This is a genomic window from Mesorhizobium sp. A556, from assembly GCF_054489545.1.
Window position 1 is genome coordinate 23,402 of sequence record NZ_JBTMXA010000018.1, and the last position, 18,534, is coordinate 41,935.

Sequence of the window (18,534 nt, forward strand, 5' to 3'; positions counted from 1 at the left end):
GCGTGCAGGCTGTTTTGCGCCCTGACTTAGAGTCGGACTCTCTCGCCGCCGGGATCGTAGGCGCAGCGTTCGACCCGCGCGGCGCGGCTGCGGCGACCGAAGGCCTCGACCTCGATCTCATTCAGCTCCATGTCGTCGCCGGAAAGGTAGCCGAACACCAGCGACGCGCCCACTGTGTGGCCGAAATCGCCGCTCGTTGTTATGCCGACGATACGGCCCTGCGCCGCCATCGCCTCGCCGCCATAGACCGGCAGCGGATCATCGAGCCGGAAGCAGGCGAGTTTTCGCGTGAGGCCGCGCTCCTTCTGCGCCGCGAGCGCATCGCGGCCGTGGAACTCGCCCTTCTTCATCGACACGGCAAAGCCGAGGCCAGCCTCCAGCGGCGTGTCGTCCGGGGTGATGTCCGCGCCCCAGTAGAGATAACGCTTTTCCATGCGCAGGCTGGAGATCGCCTTGTAGCCGACATCGGCGATGCCGAATTCCGCACCCGCCTCGCGCAGCACCTCGTAGACATAGGCAAAATATTCGGTCGGGATATGCAGTTCCCAGCCGAGTTCCCCGACATAGGTGACGCGCGCGGCCATCACCGGCGCCCAGCCGATGCGGATGTCGCGACAGGTCATGTAGGGGAACGCCTCATTGCGGACGTCGTTCTCGCTGACCTTTTCCAGCACTTTTCGCGCCAGCGGGCCGCACAGATTGATGACGCAGTGCGCGCTGGTGACGTCGTGCATGGTCACCGATCCGTCGCGCGGCATGTCGTGCCGGATCCAGCCGCCGTCGCGTGTGCCGAAGCCCGAGCCGGTGACGACGTAGAATACATCTTCGCGCGGCCGCATGATGGTGAGGTCGGACTCGATGCCACCGCGCTTGTTGAGCAGTTGCGTGTAGATCACCGCACCGGTGCCGCGGTCCAGATTGGCCGCCGCCAGCCATTGCAGATAGGCAAACGCGCCGGGCCCGGAAATCTCGAACTTCGAGAAGGACGACTGATCGATCAGCGCCACGCCTTCTCGTACGGTTCTGTGCTCGCGCCCGATGACTTTCGCATAGGGCGCGCGCTCGAAGGTTTCGAGCGGCGGCTTCTGCTCGCCTGCCTCGAGAAAATAGTTCGGCCGCTCCCAGCCAAATTTCACCCCGTTCACCGCGCCCTGCCCGGTAAGCGTCTGGTAGAGCGGCGAGCGGCGCAGCGACCGGCAGGCCGAACGCTCCTCTTCCGGCCAGGCGACGGCGTAATATTTCGAATAGGCCTCGATGGCGCTGTCGCGCAGATAGGCAAGGCCGGTATGCGGCTTGCCGAAGCGGCGCAGGTCGAAGGCCCACAGGTCCATGCCGGGGTCGCCTTCGAGGATCCAGTTGGCCATGGCATGGCCGGCCCCGCCGGAAGCGGCGATACCCGAGGTGAAACCGCAGGCGAGGAAGAAATTGTCGAGGTCGCCGGCAAGCCCCATCACCGGTTCGCCATCGGCCGAAATCGGGATCGGTCCGTTGACCACGGAGCGCACGCCAAGTTCGCCCAGCACCGGGATGCGGTTCGATGCGCCCTCGATCACCTCGGAAATGCGCTCCAGATCGTCACCGAAAAGCTCCTGGCCAAAGCTCATCGGCAGCTTGCCGTTTCCATAGACGGCGCGCGTTTCCTTTTCCCAGCCGCCGATGGCCAGCGCGCCGGGTTCCGGCTTGACGTAGAAATTGGCGTCCGGGTCGCGTAGCGTCGGCAAATTGTCCGGCACCAGCGGCGATTTTTCGGTGACGAAATACTGGTGTTCGAGCACGGTGACCGGCAGGTCGATGCCGGCCATCTCGCCGCATTGGCGCGCCCACAGGCCGGCGGCGTTGACGACGATCTCGCAGCCGATCTCGCCTTCTGTGGTCTGGACGCCGACGATGCGGCGATCCTTGATGGTGAAGCCGGTAACGGCGACGCCTTCCACGATGCGGACGCCGCTGGCGCGCGCGCCCTTGGCGTAGGCCTGCGTCAGCGAATAGGGATCGACATGGCCGTCGGAGGCGATCCAGGTCGCGCCGCGCAAATCCTTGATATCGGCGAGCGGATAAAGCCGCTTGACCTCGTCCGGCCCGACAAGCTCCATATCGAAGCCGTAGCTTTTGGCGGCGGTGGCGGCGCGCTTCAGCTCTTCCCAGCGCGCGTCGGAAGCGGCCAGCCGCAGGCTGCCGACATTTTTCCAGCCGACATCCTGGCCCGTCTCCGCGCCGATCTTCGCACACAGATCGGCGCTGTACTGCATCAGCCGGGTCAGGTTCACCTTGCTGCGAAGCTGGCCCATCAGGCCGGCGGCATGCCAGGTGGAGCCGGCGGTCAGCACGTTCTTTTCAAGCAGCAGCACGTCCTTTTCGCCGGCCTTGGCCAGATGATAGGCGATGCTGGTGCCGAGCGCGCCGCCCCCGACGATGACGATGCGGGCGTGCGACGGGATTTTTGGGCTCGACATCAATTTCAGGCTTTCATCTGGCGTGCGTACCAGCGCACATAGCGGTCGACATTCTGTTCCTTGAGCGGCGAATAGGGGCCGGGCTGGAAGCCGGGCGAGGTCACGCCCATCCACTGCCGCCGGCAGATGTCCCAGTCCTCCTCCATCACGCCGTCATGGAAGGCGGCGATCTTTTCCACGTCGTAGTCCTGGCCCTCGACCGCCTTTTCATCGACCAGCCAGGTGCCGCGCACGATAGTCTTCGTCGGCGACACGGGCGTGATGCGCACGGTATGGGCGTAGTCCGAATTGGCGTGGCACCAGAAGTTGATGTTGGTGTTGGCGCGCGCCGTGCCCATGTCGGGATCGGTGAAGCCGCCCATCAGCACCTTGCACACCAGTTGGCCGTCCGGGCTTTCGGTCACCATGCCCTTGCGCACCGGCGTGCGGTTGGCGCGAAACCACTCGGCGGTGTAGTCGGACGAGGTGTTGACGCGGGCGACGTCGAGGCCGGCTTTGTCCCAGCGGATCGAACAGTCGGCCAGCCGCTCGGAGATTTCGCCCTGCATGTCCGGATTATCGTTTTCGGTGTCGTACTGCACCGAGACATAGCCCTGATGATTGGCCTCGCAATGGTAGCATTCGCGGTTGTTCTCGACCACGAGCTTCCAGTTGAGGTCGAGGTGATAGTCGCGGATCAGCGCGATCTTGGCGCGGCCCATGCCCTGCGATTTCAGGATCGGCGAAAGATGCTCGCGCAGTTCGTCGAAGGGCGACGGATTGTCGGAAAGATTGACGAAGATCAGCCCGTCGAATTCTCCGGCATGAGCACGCTTGAGGCCGTGGGCGTTCTTGTCGAAATCCTCGCCCATCATCGGCGCGCCGATCAACGCGCCGTCATGCGCATAGGTCCAGGAGTGGTAGGGGCAGACCAGCCGCGTCGCCTTGCCCTTTTCCTTGGTGCAGATGATGGAGCCGCGATGGCGGCAGACATTGTGATGGGCATGAACCTTGGCGTCGCGGTCGCGCACCACCACCACCGGCGCGCCGCCGACATTGAGCGTCATGTAGTCTCCGGAATTCGGTAACTCGACCGAATGGCCGGCGAAGAACCAGCTGTTGCGGAAGATTTTTTCCTGCTCAGCGGCGAAAATCTCGTCGCTGGTATAGAAGTTGCTCGGCAGGCCGTAGCCGCGTCTATAGGCATCGAGGACATGGACGTTCATTGCGGCGTCTCCACGGAAAAGGTTCGCCGAAGGTAAGGCTTTCTTGTCTTGCGCCGCAAACGCGATTAGCTTGCGGCCACCCTAAGGAAAACTAAGCGTGAAATGCTGACGTCTCTTCCCCTGAACTGGCTGCGCGCGTTCGAGGCGGCGGCGCGGCTCGGCAGCTTCGCGGCGGCAGCAGTGGAACTGAACGTGACACCCTCGGCGATCAGCCAGCACATCCGCGCGCTTGAACTGCGCCTGTCGAAAAACCTGTTCGACCGGCATGCCAACGGGGTGACGCCAACAGCGGCGGGCAAGCGCTATGCGGAAGAACTTGGCCGTGGCTTTGCCCTGATCGATGAGGCCACCGTCCGTCTTGTCGGAAGAGGCAGCCGCGAACTGCTGGTGGTGCATGTGGCGACGTCCTTCGCCAGCCAGTGGATCGCGCCCCGGCTCGACCTGTTTCGCGCCTCGCATCCGGGCATCGAACTCAGGCTGACGGCGCTCGGCCACGGCGTGGATAAGGGTCGGGGCAAGGCCGACGCGGAAATCCGATATGGCTGGGGCGACTGGCCGAGACTGGAGGCAACGGCGCTGATGCGGGAGGAAATCTTTCCGGTATGCGCGCCGGTGCTCGCCGCAACGCTGCGCGCGCCCGAAGACCTCAAGGGAACCGACCTTTTGCACGTGCCGGGCTATGCCGAAGACTGGGAAGCCTGGCTGGCCTTTGCCGGGGTGACCGGCATCGACGCCGGCGACGGCGCTTCCTTCGACCAGTCGATCATGGCGATTCGGGCCGCCGTCGAGGGCAAAGGGGTGATGCTCGGCCGCTCGGCGTTGGTCGAGCGGGAACTCGCCAGCGGCCTGCTCGTCGCCCCCTTCACCCCCAAGCTGCAAAGCTCCGGCGCCTACTGGTTCCTCGCCTCGCCGCAAAACGCCCTGACGCCCAAGGTGCGTGCCTTCCGGGAGTGGCTGGTGGCGGCGTCCCAGTAGCGGTTCCTGAGCATCGCCAGGGCGCGGATGGTCGGATTGCGCCCACGCGCCTTCTAATGAGCAAGCACGCCGCCCGGCACCGCGCAAATCTGCTATGAGGCCCTATTCTCCTGATTCCCAACGCAGGTTATCTTGAACACCAATCCCGCAAATATCCTGAAAGCCGTTTATGGCTACGATGCTTTTCGTGGACCTCAGGCGACAATCGTCGAGCATGTGGTGGCCGGCAACAACGCCTTCGTGCTGATGCCAACGGGCGGCGGGAAATCGCTGTGCTACCAGATCCCGGCGATGGCGCGGCCCGGCGTCGGCCTCGTCGTTTCGCCGCTGATCGCGCTGATGGCCGATCAGGTGACGGCCTTGCGGCAGGCGGGCGTCAAGGCGGCGGCGCTCAACTCCGACCTGCAAGGCGATGAGCGAAACGCCCTGTGGCGCGACATTGCCTCCGGCGCGCTGGACCTGCTCTATGTCGCCCCGGAAACGCTGCTCCGGCCCGACGTGCTGGAGCGGCTCGGCCAGGTCAAGCTGTCGCTGATCGCCATCGACGAGGCGCATTGCCTGTCGCAATGGGGGCACGATTTCCGCCCCTCCTATCGCCAGCTCGACGCGCTGGTCCGGCTGTTCCCCGACACGCCGCGCATGGCGCTGACGGCCACCGCCGACGCGCCGACCCGAGCCGAAATCCTGGCGCTCCTGCAGATCGACGAAAGCGACGCCTTCATCGCCGGTTTCGACCGTCCCAATATCCGCTACGCCATCCAGGAGAAGGACAATCCGCGAAGCCAACTGAAGCGTTTCCTGAAGGGGCACGACGGCGAGAGCGGCATCGTCTACTGCCTGTCGAAGCGCAAGACGGAGGAGACCGCCGCCTGGCTTTGCAGCCAAGGCTATGACGCGCTGCCCTATCATGGCGGCATGGACAAGGCCGATCGCGCGGCCAACCAGGCGCGTTTCCAGTTGGATGAAGCGGTCGTCATGGTGGCGACCATCGCCTTCGGCATGGGCATCGACAAGCCGGATGTGCGCTTCGTCGCCCATGTCGATCTGCCGGGCAGCATCGAGGCCTATTATCAGGAGACCGGGCGCGCCGGCCGCGACGGTCTGCCTTCCGACACGCTGATGCTTTATGGCCATGAGGACATTGCGCTGCGCAGCCGCTTTATCGAGGAGTCCGACGCACCCGAACAGCGCAAGCGCACGGAACGGCAAAAGCTAGACGCGCTGCTGGGGCTGGCCGAGACGGCGGGCTGTCGCCGCCGGGTGCTGCTGTCCTATTTCGGCGACGATTGCGAGCCTTGCGGCAATTGCGATACCTGTGCCGAGCCGCCGCAATTGTTCGACGGCACCATCGCCGCGCAAAAAGCCTTGTCCTGCATTCACCGGACCGGCGAACGTTTCGGCCAGGGCTACATCGTCGATGTGCTTCTGGGCGTCGAGGACGAGCGCATCGCGAATTTCGGGCATGACCGCATCTCCACCTACGGCATCGGCAAAGAGCACGACAAGCGCGTCTGGCGCGCGATCCTTCGCCAGTTGATCGCGCTGCGGCTGATCGATGTCGACCTCGCCGGCCATGGCGGGCTGGCGATCTCGGAGGGCGGACGACAATTCCTGCGCGAAAAGCCGACGCTGATGCTGCGCGTGCCGCCACCGTCGCGCACCGTTCGCGAAAAAGGCGCTTCGCGCAACCAGGCGGCCACCGCCCTGCCCGAGGCCGATCAAGCCCTGTTCCAGGCGCTGCGTGAAAAGCGCAGGGAAATCGCCCGGACGCAGAACGTGCCGCCCTATGTGATCTTCCACGACAAGACGCTGATCGAACTGGCCGCCGCCCGCCCCGCTTCGCGCGCGCAGATGGCGGGGGTTCCGGGCGTTGGCGAGACCAAGCTGGATCGCTACGGCCCCGCCTTCCTGGCGGTGATCGCCGAGCACGATTCAGACGGCGTATCCTGAACGGCGCTCGTCCGGCTTCAGTTGATCGCGTCGATGCTGCCTAGCCGCAGGAACAGCGTCTCGCCCGAAGAATCGTCCACGCCGTCATTGTCGGTCGCGACATAGGCGTCGCCGCTGGCGTCGATGGCAAAGCCCTCGACCTTGTCGACGACATAGCCGTTGGTGGCGGCTTTCAGGTCGGGCACCAGATCGCGCACCAGCGTCTTGGTCACCAGCGGCAACTCGCCACCCAGCTTGGCCGGTTTGAAATCGTCCAGCGCCACGGCATAGATGGCCTTGAGCCTGGCGTCCGCCCCGATCAGATTGTCGCGCTCGACGACGTAGAGCCGGTCCTTCCAGGCGGTGATTTCCGACAGGCCGACCCAGCCCTTTTCAGCCTTTTCGAGAGGATAGCGCACGGCCGACCATTCTTTCGACGCCAGCTTGTAGGCCAAAAGCTTCACCTCGCTTTTGGCGTCGTCGGCCCATTCGCGCTGCACGGCCATGACCAGCGTCAGGTCATCGCCCTCGCCCAGCGTGGTGATGCCTTCATAGCCGAAACGGCCATCCTTGCCCAAAAGCTCGACCGGCAGCGGGATTTCCTGGCTGATCTCGCCCTTGGCGTCGACGCGGTAGATGGCGTTGGCGGTCAGCTTCGAGGCGTCGCCTTCGGAGGCCAGCCAGAAACCGTCCTTGCCATCGGAGGCGATGCCTTCGAGATCGAGTTTCTGGGCCGGCTGGCCATCGCGGGTGACGACTATTTTCTTCACGATTTCGGCCGGCGTCCTGGTGGCGTCGATGGTGAAGATGGAGGGCTGCGAACGGTAGAAGGAGTCGGAGACGGCATAGAGCTTGCCGGCTTCCTTCGGATCGGCGGCCAATCCCGACAGCGCGCCCCAGCCGATTGGTTTGCCCGCCTCGTCATTGGCCGAGACGACCATCGGATAGACAGCCGAGCCATCGCCGCGTTCATAGAGCATGACGTGCGAGCGTGCACCGCCGTCTTCCACCAGGTCGGTTTCGTTGGCGGTGACGAGCAGTCCGCGCGAGGGAACCGCGACCAGGCCCTCCGGCCCGACGCCCGACGGCAGAAGCTGCACGAATTCGGGCTCCGCGCCGGTATCCTTATAGACGCCGATCATCGAGGCGCGCTCGCTGGCGACAAAGATGTATTGCGTGTCGCCGAACTTTGCCACTTCGAGGCCTTCAAGCTCGACGCCCTTTTTGTTGCGCTTGTCCGGATAATGCCCGGCGGCGGCGATCTTCATTTCCAGCGACGGGCCGGATTCGTAGAGCACCTTGCCGGTCTTGTCGAAGATGGTGAAGGAGCGCGAGCCGCCCTTGTAATCGCCTTCGTTGGCGATGACGAAACGGTCATTGTCGAGCCATTTGATCGCGTCGGGTTCGCGCGCGACGCCCTTCATCGCGCGGGTGAAGTTCAGCGCGCCGTCCTTCCCGGTGTCGATGCCGTCGAGGTCGACTGAGCCGGCGGAAAAATGCGCCGTGACCTTGCCGGTCGCCGCGTCGACGATGGCGATGTGGTTGTTTTCCTGCAACGTGACGGCAATCTCATTGGCGGCGTTGAAGTCGACGAATTCAGGCTCTGGGTCTTCCGGCGAGATTTCAGCAATGCCGGTGAAATCGACGGTTGTCATGGTGGCGCAGTCCGGCATGCCGTCGGTCAGGCTGAATATCTTCAAATCGCCGGCGGGCAATTGCGGCAGTTCGCCGTCGTTCAATTCTTCATCGCGCTCGTTTTCGATGGCGATGGCGGCGAACTTGCCGTCGGCGCTGATCGCCACGGAATCGGGCTGGCCGCCGAGGTCGCAGGTCGTGAGGATTTTCTTGGTGGCAAGATCGATGACGGCGAGGTTGCCAGAGGGATTCTTGAAGCTCTCCGAAGTGTTGACGCCTGCCAGCACCTTGTTGCCGATGATAGCAACGGAGGTCGGCTCACCCTCGATCTTGACGATGCCGCCCGCCTTCGGCGCTTTCGGGTCGGAAATGTCGATAAAGCCGACCGCGCCCAGCGGGCTGTCCGAATAGACCAGCGTCTTGCCGTCTTCGCTCGCCTTGATGATCTCCGACGAGGTCGGCGTCTTGGCGTCGGTATCAGCCGGGAGGTTCCCGGCTACCGGAAAAGTGGCGATCCGGTTGAACGCGCTGTCGGCATAAGCGGGCAGCGCTACCGACGCGGCGAGCATGGCGGTCAAAACGAAAAGGCGCGATTGGCTGGTCATCGGGGTTCTCTCTCATTAAGGAGTTCCCCGGTGCCTTGCAGGATCGATATTTCAGCGCGATGACTTGCCGATGACGGCTAGATGACAATGGCCAAGTCTTTTGCGCGCTCTACCCCTCGAAGCCGGTCAGCACGCCGACCGCGTTGACGCCGATCTCATCGACGGCATAGCCGCCTTCCATGACGAACAGGGTCGGCAGTCCCAGCCTGGCGATGCGTGCGCCGATCTTCGGATAGTCGGTGCTGACCAGCTTGAACTGGCTGATCGGGTCCTTTTCGAACGTGTCGACGCCGAGCGAAATCACGACGACATCCGGCGCATAAGCGGAGAGCCGCTCGCACGCATCCTCCAGCGCGGCGCTCCACCCGCTCCAACCTGTGCCGAAGGGCATCGGATAGTTCTCGTTGAACCCCTCGCCGGCACCTGCGCCGCGCTCATCGGCATGGCCGAGGAAGAACGGGTATTCGACCATCGGGTCGGCATGCAGGTTCAGCACCTGCACGTCGCCGCGGTGATAAAAGATCTCCTGCGTGCCGTTGCCGTGGTGATAGTCCACGTCGAGGATCGAGACGCGGCCGGCACCCTGGTCGCGAAACCATTGCGCGGCGACGGCGGCGTTGTTGATGTAGCAATAGCCGCCCATGAAGGCGGCCCCCGCATGATGCCCCGGCGGGCGGCAGAGCGCGAAGGCGGCCCGCTCGCCGGCCTTGACGAGGCTTGCCGCCGTCAGCGCCACGTCGAAGGAAGACTTGATCGCGGCCCATGTACCTTTGACGAAGGGCGCGCCGGCATCGAAGGAGTAAAAGCCCAGTTGCGCGTCGATGTTTTGCGGCACGACGTCGGCGCGCAGACCGCGCGTCGGCCAGGTGAAGGGCATGGCCGAACCGCCCCGCCCCGACGCTTCCCATTGCGGCCACACGGTCGGCAGGAAATCGATGTAGTCGGCGGCGTGAACCCGCTTGGCGGCGGCAAGGTCATGCGTTTGCGGCGGCAGGATGGAACCAAGCCCTTCGCTTTCCACCCGCGCCTTGATGATTTCGGCGCGCGAGGGCTTTTCGAAACCGGGCACGATCTCGCCGGCGTTCAGTTCCATAGTGCCGGCATGGCCGGCATGGAGCGGCGAAAATACAGTCTTCATGAAATCCCCCCGGCACGATGCGGTGACAGCGTATCGACGCCCGCGAGGCTCGACAAGCGCTGTGCCAAGCGGCTGGGGCTTGCTGGCATGGTTTTCCGGTCACGAGCCTCTGCATCGGCCTCGATCGCGGCTCGACACGGCCCCGACTTTTTTTGATTCAAGTTTCAATTGCTCTGTTGCCATCCCATCGCGCATGTGGTGACAATCGGGAAAGAGGCGATGTCCGCCGACAAGAGCGGTCCACAAAATGGGGTGCTGCGTGCCGGAAACACCGGATAAAAACGCTATCGACGTTCGGGGGGTTCGTAAGGTTTTCGGCTATGGCGAGGCGCAGGTCGCGGCGCTCGACAACGTATCCGTCACCATCCGGGAGAACGAGTTCTTCACGCTGCTCGGCCCCTCGGGCTGCGGCAAGACCACGCTGCTGCGGCTGATCGCCGGCTTCGATTTCCCGACCGCCGGTGAAATCCTGCTCTATGGCGACGACATCGCGCCGCTGCCGCCGTTCAAGCGGCCGGTCAATACGGTGTTCCAGTCCTACGCGCTGTTTCCGCACATGACGGTGGCGCAAAACATCGGTTTCGGGCTGCAGATGCTGGGCAAGCCGAAGGCCGAGACCGCCGCACGCGTCGCCGAGATGCTCAAGCTGGTGCAGATGGAAGCGCTGGCCAACCGGCGCACCAACGAGATCTCGGGCGGCCAGCAACAGCGCGTGGCGCTGGCGCGGGCGCTTGCCCCGCAACCCAAGGTGCTGCTGCTCGACGAGCCGCTTTCGGCGCTCGACTACAAGCTACGCAAGGAAATGCAGATCGAGTTGAAGCGGCTGCAGGGCGAGACGGGCATCACCTTCATCTTCGTCACCCACGACCAGGAAGAAGCGCTGACCATGTCCGACCGCATCGCGGTGATGTCGGCCGGCAAGATCCTGCAGATCGGCACGCCGCACGATATCTACGACCGGCCCGCCGAACGTTTCGTCGCCGATTTCATTGGCGAGACCAATTTCCTCGAAGGCATGGTGACGCACGAGGCGAACGGGCGCGCAACGGTGAAATTGTCGTCGGGTTCGGAGATTACGGCCTCGCTGCCGTCTGGTTTTTCACCCAAGGGCAAGGCCACCATCGTGGTGCGGCCGGAGCATACGCAGCTTGCCGCCGCCGACGAAAAGGCCACGCTTTCCGGTGCGGTCGAGAACGTCGTCTATCTCGGCACCGACACGCATTTCCATATCAGGCTCGACGATGGCGGCCCCTTCATCGTGCGCCAGCAAAACGCGCTTGGCGGCGGGATCGATCTCGTCCAGGGCGACCGTACCGGCATCGCCATTCGCGCCAACGCCGCGCAATTGCTGAAGGACTGATGGTGGCGAGCGCGAGCCTTAACCCGACCGAACGGCGCGATATCCGCAACCGCTGGCTGCTTTCGACACCGGCGCTTCTGATCATCTTCGTCGCCGCCACAGGCCCGCTCTTCGTCATGCTCGCCTACTCGTTCATGGTGAAAGGCGACTATGGCGACGTGAAGCCCTGGACCTTTTCCCTGGACGGCTGGACCTCGGTGCTGTTCCAGCGCGACATCTTCGACGGCACGCTGGGCCTGGCCGATGCGCACCTGACCATCTTGTGGCGCTCCATCCGCCTGTCCTTCTACACGACCTTCCTGACGCTGATCTTCGGATTTCCAACCGCCTACTTCATCGCGACGCGGCCGCCGTCGACGCGCGAAGTCTGGGTTTTCCTGGTCACCATCCCGTTCTGGACCAACCTGCTGATCCGCACCTTCGCCATGCAGCAGGTGCTGCGCAACGAGGGCCTGGTCAATACGGCGCTGATCTGGACCGGTATCATCGACAGCCCGTTCCAGATCATGAACACCGACGTCGCGATCCTGCTCGGCATGGTCTATGTCTACCTGCCGCTGATGGTATTGCCGCTTTACGCCTCGATGGAGAAGCTGGATTTCCGCCTGATCGAGGCGGGCTACGATCTCTACGCCAGCCGCTGGCAGGTGCTGCGGCGCATCATCTTCCCGCTGGTCAAACCGGGCGTCATCGCCGGCTCGATCCTGGTCTTCATCCCGTCGCTCGGCGCCTATGTCATTCCGCGCGTCCTGGGCGGCGGCAAGAACATGATGCTGGGCAATCTGATCGAACTGCAATTCGGCGCGGGCCGCAACTGGCCGCTCGGCGCGGCCATCTCCATCACGCTGATGGCGCTGGTGATGATTGCGCTGCTGTTCTACGTGCGCAACGCTTCGCGTTCGGAGGCCGGCCATGGCTAAGCGAACCTTCGACGTCCGCGCACAGCCCGGTTTCGGCTTCATGGCGTTGCTGACCTTCTTCGCGCTGTACCTGCCTATCGCTGCCCTGGTCGTCTACTCCTTCAACGCGGCCGAATCGCTGTCGAACTGGGGCGGGTTTTCCTGGCGCTGGTTCGTATCGGCGTGGCAGAACTCGGCCGTTCAGGATGCCTCGATCCGCTCGATCGTGCTTGCGGTCTGGGCGGCTACGCTCGCCACCATCGTCGCCACCATGGCGGCGCTCGCGACCACCCGCACGCGGCGCTATCCCGGCCTGACCTTCAAATATGCGTTCATCAACCAGCCTCTGATGGTGCCCGAGATCGTCACCGCCGTGGCACTGCTGATCGTGTTCTCGCGCATCAAGGTGTGGACCGGCTATTCCGGCCTCGGCTATCTCATCTTGGCGCATACGGCTTTTTGCATTCCGTTTGCCTACCTGCCGATCCGCGGCCGGCTGGAAGACATGGACCTGACGATGGAGCGCGCAGCCGCCGATCTCTACGCGACGCCCTGGAAAGCGTTCCGCTATGTGACGCTGCCGCTTTTGCGGCCAGCCATCATCGCCGGCTTCATGCTCGCCTTCGTCATTTCGCTCGACGATGTCGTCATCACCGAATTCGTCAAGTCCGGCGGGCAGGATACGCTGCCTACGTACATGCTCGGCCAGTTGCGGCGTGAAACGACCCCGGAAATCAACGCCATAGCCACCGTATTCCTGGGCATGTCGGTCCTGCTCGTGACCGTCTTCTTCTTTGTCAACCGACGAAAAACCTGACCAACACAACGCAAATCATAAGGGAGAGCAGCAATGAAATGGAAGACAATGGCCGCCACGGCGGCGATAGCGATACTGGGCTGTGCCGGGAGCGCATCCGCGGCGGGAGAACTCAACATCTTCAACTGGGGCGACTATACCAGCGCCGACATGATCAAGAAGTTCGAGGCCGCCTACGACGTCAAGGTCACCATCACCGACTATGACTCCAACGATACCGCGCTTTCCAAGGTGCGCGCCGGTGGCCATGGCTTCGACATCGTGGTTCCGTCGGCGAGCTACGTGCCGATCTGGATAAAGGAAGGGCTGCTGCTCGAGGCCCGTCCCGACCAGATGGAAAACTTCAAGAATGTCGATGAGCGCTGGGTCAACGTTGCCTGGGATCCAGGCCGACACTATACCGTGCCGTGGCTGTGGGGCCTGTCGGGCATCGGTGTGAACACCAAGGTCTATGGCGGCGACATCAACACGTCCGCCATCTTCCTCGATCCGCCGGCGGAACTGGTCGGCAAGATCAATGTCGAGCCGGAAATGACCGACGTGCTGTTTGCCACCATCAAGTATTTCGGCGGCGACTGGTGCACCGACGATCTCGAACTGCTCAAGAAGGTGCGCGACAAGCTGGTCGAGGCAAAGCCGAAATGGCTGGCAATGGACTACAGCGTCACCGAGAAACTGCCGGCGGGCGACTACGCCGCCGTCTACTATTGGAACGGTGCGATCATGCGCTCGCGCATCAAGAACCCCGACATCAAGTTCGGCTATCCGAAGGAAGGGTTCCCGATGTTCATGGACAGCGTCGCCATCCTGAAGGACGCCAAGAACGTCGAGAACGCGAAGCTGTTCATGAACTTCATCATGCTCCCCGAAAACGCCGCCATGATTTCGGCCTTCGCGAAATACGCCAACGGCATCAAGGGTTCGAAGGAGTTCATGCCGGACGAGATGAAGGATGCTCCGGAACTCGTCATCCCGGCCGAATTCGAGAAGGCGGGCGAGTTCCTGACCACCTGCGAGCCCAAGGTCCAGGAGCTTTACACCAAGCTCTGGACCCAGCTTCAGAAATAACCGCACGGGCCTCGGGGCCGGGCATGATCGCCCGGCCCCGAGGCTCCACTCGAGCAACTATCAAGAACATTCCCGGAAGAAAAGCATGGCCAAGGCGACCGCGTTCGAGGAAAATTACGGCTTTCGCCGCGACGCGGTCAATCTGGCCAACTGGAGAAGCAGTCCTTTCAACCGCTGGTCGTTCCAGAATGCCGGCGAACTCGTGCCCAGCGCCCGCATCGAGGCTATGGGCGAGGCGGAACAGCCGGCCAAGGACATGAGCGGGCTGCTGACCGAGAAAATCCCCACAGGCGAAACCGTCGCGGCCTTTATGGCGCGCTCCGATACCGATGCGCTGACCGTGATGAAGGGCGGAAAAATCGTCGGCGACTGGTTTGCGCCGCACATGAGTCCCGGTGCGCCGCACATCATTTTTTCCATCAGCAAATCGCTGACCGCGATCCTTGCCGGCATCCTGCACGGCGAGGGCAAGCTCGACCTGGAAGCACCGGTGATCGCCTATCTGCCGGAGGCGGCAGGCTCCGCCTATGGCGACGCAACCGTGCGCCACGTGCTCGACATGGTCGTCAGCATCGATATCGAGGAATCTTATCTCGACCCCGACAGCGCCTATGGCCGCTATCGCAAGGCTACGCTGTGGAACCCGGGCGGCGGCTCGGAAAGCCTGAAATCGTTCCTGCTGACCTTGCCGAGGCTTGAAGGCCCGCATGGCGACATTTTCCGTTATCGCTCGCCGAATTCCGACCTGCTCGGCATCCTTGTCGAGCGCGCTTCCGGCCAGCGCGTCTGCGACCTCATGCGCGAAAAATTATGGCTGCCGCTCGGTGCCAAGGGCGATGCTTTCGTCACCGTCGATCAGGAAGGCACGGCGCGCACGGCTGGCGGCATGTCGGTCACGCCGCGCGACCTCGCCCGTGTCGGCGAGATGATGCGGCAGGGCGGCGTGGCCGATGGCCGCCGCGTGCTTCCCGAAGCCTGGGCGCGCGACACGATCAGCACCGGCAGCACCCAAGCCTGGCAGCGCGGCGAGATGCTGCCCCTGTTCCCCAAGGGCCGTTACCGCAACAAATGGTACCAGGTCGGCGACGGCGCGTTCTGCGGCATCGGCATTCACGGCCAATGGCTTTACGTCGACCCTGGCAGCGAGGTCGTGATCGTCAAAATGTCGTCGCAGCCCGAGCCGGTCAACGACCCGCTCGACCTGGCCATCGTCGCCTTCCTGCAAGCGCTTTCCGGCATGGTTTGACAGGCCGGCCCGTCAGCGCGCGTGCGAAACTGGCGACAAGCCCCGGAGTATGTTTTGATTGGCTGGACTGGCTCTTGCGGCAGCTACTGAGACATGAATGAAGTTCGCCGCCTCTTGGCGCAGATGATCTATACGCCGGCTCGGTCCCTGTCCGGCACCGGCGTGGTGCTTGGCACCTTGTTCTTTGCAGCCTCGCTGACGCCTACGCTCATTCCCCGGACATATCTGACGCAAGGCGTCCTTGCCGGCGCCTGCTTCGCCCTCGGCTACGGGCTCGGGGTCGCGGCTCGCTGGCTCTGGCGCTACTTGGAAATCCCCGAAGTCCAGCCACGGTTGCGGTCAATCGCCAATACGGTCGTGTCTGTCCTTTGCCTTGCCATCGCCATCGTCTTCCTGTGGCGGTCCGCCGGGTGGCAAAACTCCATCCGTACTCTCATGGACATGCCGCCCGTCGATAGCTCTCACCCTTTGAAAACCTGCGCGGTCGCCCTGGTTACGTTCGTCATCCTGCTCGCCGTAGCCCGGTTGTTCGCGGCCCTGGTTCGGTTGGTCGTGCGGTTTTCCAGACGCTATGTGCCCAGGCGGATCGCAAACGTGGTGGGATTCAGCGTTGCCGCGGTCGTGGCCTGGTCGCTCGCAAGCGACGTTCTGGCGCGCTCTGTTTTCAGCCTTCTCGATTCGTCCTACAGCAAACTCGATGCGCTGCTCGAGCCTGAGCGGCCCCAACCAGTCGACAGCCGCAAAACCGGCAGCGCAGCCTCGTTGGTGAAATGGGGCGAACTCGGCCGCGCCGGCCGCGAATTCCTTGCAGACGGGCCAGATGCCGCGCAGATAAATTCCTTCACCAGCAAGCCCGCCCGGGAGCCGATCCGGGTCTATGTCGGCCTGGGCGCGGCCGCCGATCCGCAGGCCCGCGCGAAGCTTGCGCTGGAAGAACTCAAGCGGGTCGGCGGCTTCGACAAGTCCTTGCTCGTCGTCCTGACGCCGACCGGCACCGGCTGGATCGACCCGGCCTCGATGGGGGCGCTGGAATATCTGCGCCACGGCGATGTCGCCAGCGTTGCCGTCCAGTACTCCTATCTGAGCAGCCCGCTGTCGCTTCTGGCGCAACCCGAATATGGCTCCGAGACCGCACGCGCGCTGTTTCTGGAAATCTATAATTACTGGACCGCCCTACCCAGAAATTCGCGCCCGAAACTCTATCTGCATGGGCTCAGCCTTGGCGCGATGAATTCGGAACGGTCGGCGAGCCTGTTCGAGATACTGGGCGACCCGATCAGCGGTGCGCTTTGGAGTGGGCCGCCCTTCGGAAGCCGTATCTGGCGCTCGGCCACGGATGCACGGAACCCGGGGAGCCCTGAATGGCTGCCGGTTTTTCGCGACAGCCGGCTTGTTCGCTTCGTCAATCAGAACGGACCCGCCGTCGCTCAAGATACGCCATGGGGGCCTTTGCGGGTCGTCTATCTCCAATACGCCAGCGATCCGATTGTCTTCTTCGACTATCGCGATGCTTACCGCATGCCGGACTGGTTGAAAGCGCCGCGCGGCCCCGATGTTTCCCCCCAATTGAGCTGGTATCCGCTGGTGACCATGCTGCAGCTTGCGCTGGATATGGCCGTCGCAACGACGACGCCGGCCGGCCACGGCCATGTCTACGCCGCAAAAGACTATGTCGAGGCCTGGTCTGCCGTCATCGGTGCCCAGGATTGGTCGCCACAGGCCCTCGCCGCCCTCAAGCAACATCTTGCCGGCCAAACGGCCACGCAGGTCGAAAACAGGGGCGGCTAGCCCGGCTCCGAGCCGCCCGGCTCCGCCAGCGGAGCGACTTTTGGCCGCGAAATCATTGATTTTTCATGAATAATTCCTATATGCACAGTGCAATATGGAGAACGAAATTCATGACAAATGTACGATCGGAGAAACCTGAAAATAGACACGTCCGAGCTGACAGGATTGCTCGCGAATATATTACCGCTGAGCGTGTCGCTCGCGAGAAGAAAACAGCCAGGCTGCGTGAAATGCGGCTCAAGGTGGAAAGATTAGCCGCGTAATCTTGGCGAAATCCACCCATTGAAGGGCGTGCCCAATTTTGGGCATGCCTCGTCGCAAATCAATACAAGTACAACGATATCCTCGTCGACGTCGGGTCGTCGCAAGTATCGGCATGGGACAGCGATCCGCTCATCCGGTTCATGCTGGTCCACACCTACGACAACCGCTATTCGATGGATCAGGCGGTGGCGCGAGGCACGCCGCCTGCCTATCTGGCTTTGTAGCCAGCCAAGCCCAGGCCGGGCCGAGTCCCTCCCCTTGCTCCGCCGTTCAGGTCACTCGAAGAGGGGAAGCGAGTTGAAAAACGGCTTGGCGTCGACACCACGACACTGTGATAGTGTTGTTGCGGCATTCCCGCAGAACGACCTGAATGAAAGACCTCAATGCCTAATGACCAACGATCGCCACGCCTTGCCGTCCTGATCGACGCCGACAATGCCTCGGCCAAGATTGCCGATGGACTGTTCGAGGAAATCGCCAAGATCGGGGAAGCCAGCGTTCGGCGTATCTATGGGGATTTCTCCAGCGCCCGCTCGAAGGGGTGGGCCGATATCCTGTCGAAGCATGCGATCATCCCACAACAGCAATTTGCCTATACGACCGGCAAGAATGCCTCCGACATCACGCTGGTCATCGACGCGATGGACCTTCTGCACAGCGGTCGGTTCGACGGGTTCTGTCTCGTGTCGTCCGACAGCGACTTCACCCGACTTGCCGCCCGTATTCGCGAACAGGGCGTCGACGTCTATGGTTTTGGCGAGCAAAAGACGCCTGAAAGTTTCCGGCAGGCATGTCGCCGGTTCGTTTATACGGAGAACCTGCTGCCGGGCGCTCCGGCAAACACGATCGACGCCAACCAACCGGCCACGCCCCTCCAGCCACTCAGTGCAGGGGCTTCTGTCATCAAACGCGTGATTGCGCAGATGGAAAGCGAGGATGGTTGGGTGCCGCTCGGCCAGGTCGGCAATCAACTGGCCAACCTCGTCTCCGATTTCGACCCGCGCACCTTCGGCTCCCGAAAATTGAGCGACCTTGTGCGGAAGACGAATGAGTTCGAAATCAACCATCCCGAAGGCGGAACGATGCGTATCCGCGTGAAGCCAAAGCCTTCCGGGCGCTCCGCGTCGAAGACCGGGAAGCCTTCCTGATCTC

At 63.0% G+C, this 18,534-nt stretch carries 13 protein-coding genes; 9 read left to right on the forward strand and 4 right to left on the reverse strand.

Features of this window, described 5'->3' with window-relative positions:
- Nucleotides 1–26: 26 nt before the first annotated feature.
- Nucleotides 27–2,453, reverse strand: a complete 2,427-nt coding sequence (locus ACX3P0_RS22765; RefSeq protein ID WP_459092162.1) for a GcvT family protein — start codon at nt 2,451–2,453, stop codon at nt 27–29.
- A 5-nt stretch (nt 2,454–2,458) separates the two neighbouring features.
- Nucleotides 2,459–3,658: an aromatic ring-hydroxylating oxygenase subunit alpha gene (locus ACX3P0_RS22770; RefSeq protein WP_459092164.1), complete on the reverse strand. Its 1,200-nt coding sequence runs from the start codon at nt 3,656–3,658 to the stop codon at nt 2,459–2,461.
- Nucleotides 3,659–3,760: 102 nt separating this feature from the next.
- Between ACX3P0_RS22770 and ACX3P0_RS22775 the strand changes: the two genes are divergently transcribed.
- Nucleotides 3,761–4,633: a LysR substrate-binding domain-containing protein gene (locus tag ACX3P0_RS22775; protein WP_459092166.1), complete on the forward strand. Its 873-nt coding sequence runs from the start codon at nt 3,761–3,763 to the stop codon at nt 4,631–4,633.
- A 132-nt stretch (nt 4,634–4,765) separates the two neighbouring features.
- A complete protein-coding gene (gene recQ / locus ACX3P0_RS22780) occupies nt 4,766–6,583 on the forward strand; it encodes a DNA helicase RecQ (protein ID WP_459092168.1) in 1,818 nt (605 codons plus the stop codon).
- A gap of 17 nt (nt 6,584–6,600) precedes the next feature.
- Here recQ and ACX3P0_RS22785 read toward each other — a convergent pair whose 3' ends face one another.
- Together ACX3P0_RS22785 and ACX3P0_RS22790 are read right to left on the reverse strand one after the other, a co-directional pair.
- Nucleotides 6,601–8,802, reverse strand: a complete 2,202-nt coding sequence (locus ACX3P0_RS22785; protein WP_459092170.1) for an esterase-like activity of phytase family protein — start codon at nt 8,800–8,802, stop codon at nt 6,601–6,603.
- A 109-nt stretch (nt 8,803–8,911) separates the two neighbouring features.
- Entirely contained in the window at nt 8,912–9,940 is a 1,029-nt protein-coding gene (locus ACX3P0_RS22790) for a histone deacetylase family protein (protein ID WP_459092172.1), read from the reverse strand.
- A gap of 259 nt (nt 9,941–10,199) precedes the next feature.
- Here ACX3P0_RS22790 and ACX3P0_RS22795 point away from each other — a divergent pair, with 259 nt between their 5' ends.
- From ACX3P0_RS22795 to ACX3P0_RS22825, 7 genes are all read left to right on the forward strand, one after another.
- A complete protein-coding gene (locus ACX3P0_RS22795) occupies nt 10,200–11,300 on the forward strand; it encodes an ABC transporter ATP-binding protein (protein WP_459092174.1) in 1,101 nt (366 codons plus the stop codon).
- Complete coding sequence (locus tag ACX3P0_RS22800) at nt 11,300–12,220, forward strand: ABC transporter permease (RefSeq protein WP_459092176.1); 921 nt, start codon at nt 11,300–11,302, stop codon at nt 12,218–12,220. Before ACX3P0_RS22795 ends, ACX3P0_RS22800 begins: the two co-directional genes overlap by 1 nt.
- Nucleotides 12,213–13,016, forward strand: a complete 804-nt coding sequence (locus ACX3P0_RS22805) for an ABC transporter permease (protein WP_459081972.1) — start codon at nt 12,213–12,215, stop codon at nt 13,014–13,016. Before ACX3P0_RS22800 ends, ACX3P0_RS22805 begins: the two co-directional genes overlap by 8 nt.
- 33 nt (nt 13,017–13,049) lie before the next feature.
- Entirely contained in the window at nt 13,050–14,084 is a 1,035-nt protein-coding gene (locus ACX3P0_RS22810; protein ID WP_459092178.1) for an extracellular solute-binding protein, read from the forward strand.
- Nucleotides 14,085–14,169: 85 nt separating this feature from the next.
- A complete protein-coding gene (locus tag ACX3P0_RS22815; RefSeq protein ID WP_459092180.1) occupies nt 14,170–15,330 on the forward strand; it encodes a serine hydrolase domain-containing protein in 1,161 nt (386 codons plus the stop codon).
- A gap of 93 nt (nt 15,331–15,423) precedes the next feature.
- Entirely contained in the window at nt 15,424–17,118 is a 1,695-nt protein-coding gene (locus ACX3P0_RS22820; RefSeq protein WP_459092182.1) for an alpha/beta hydrolase, read from the forward strand.
- A gap of 647 nt (nt 17,119–17,765) precedes the next feature.
- A complete protein-coding gene (locus ACX3P0_RS22825) occupies nt 17,766–18,530 on the forward strand; it encodes an NYN domain-containing protein (RefSeq protein ID WP_459092184.1) in 765 nt (254 codons plus the stop codon).
- The last annotated feature ends 4 nt before the right edge of the window (nt 18,531–18,534 follow it).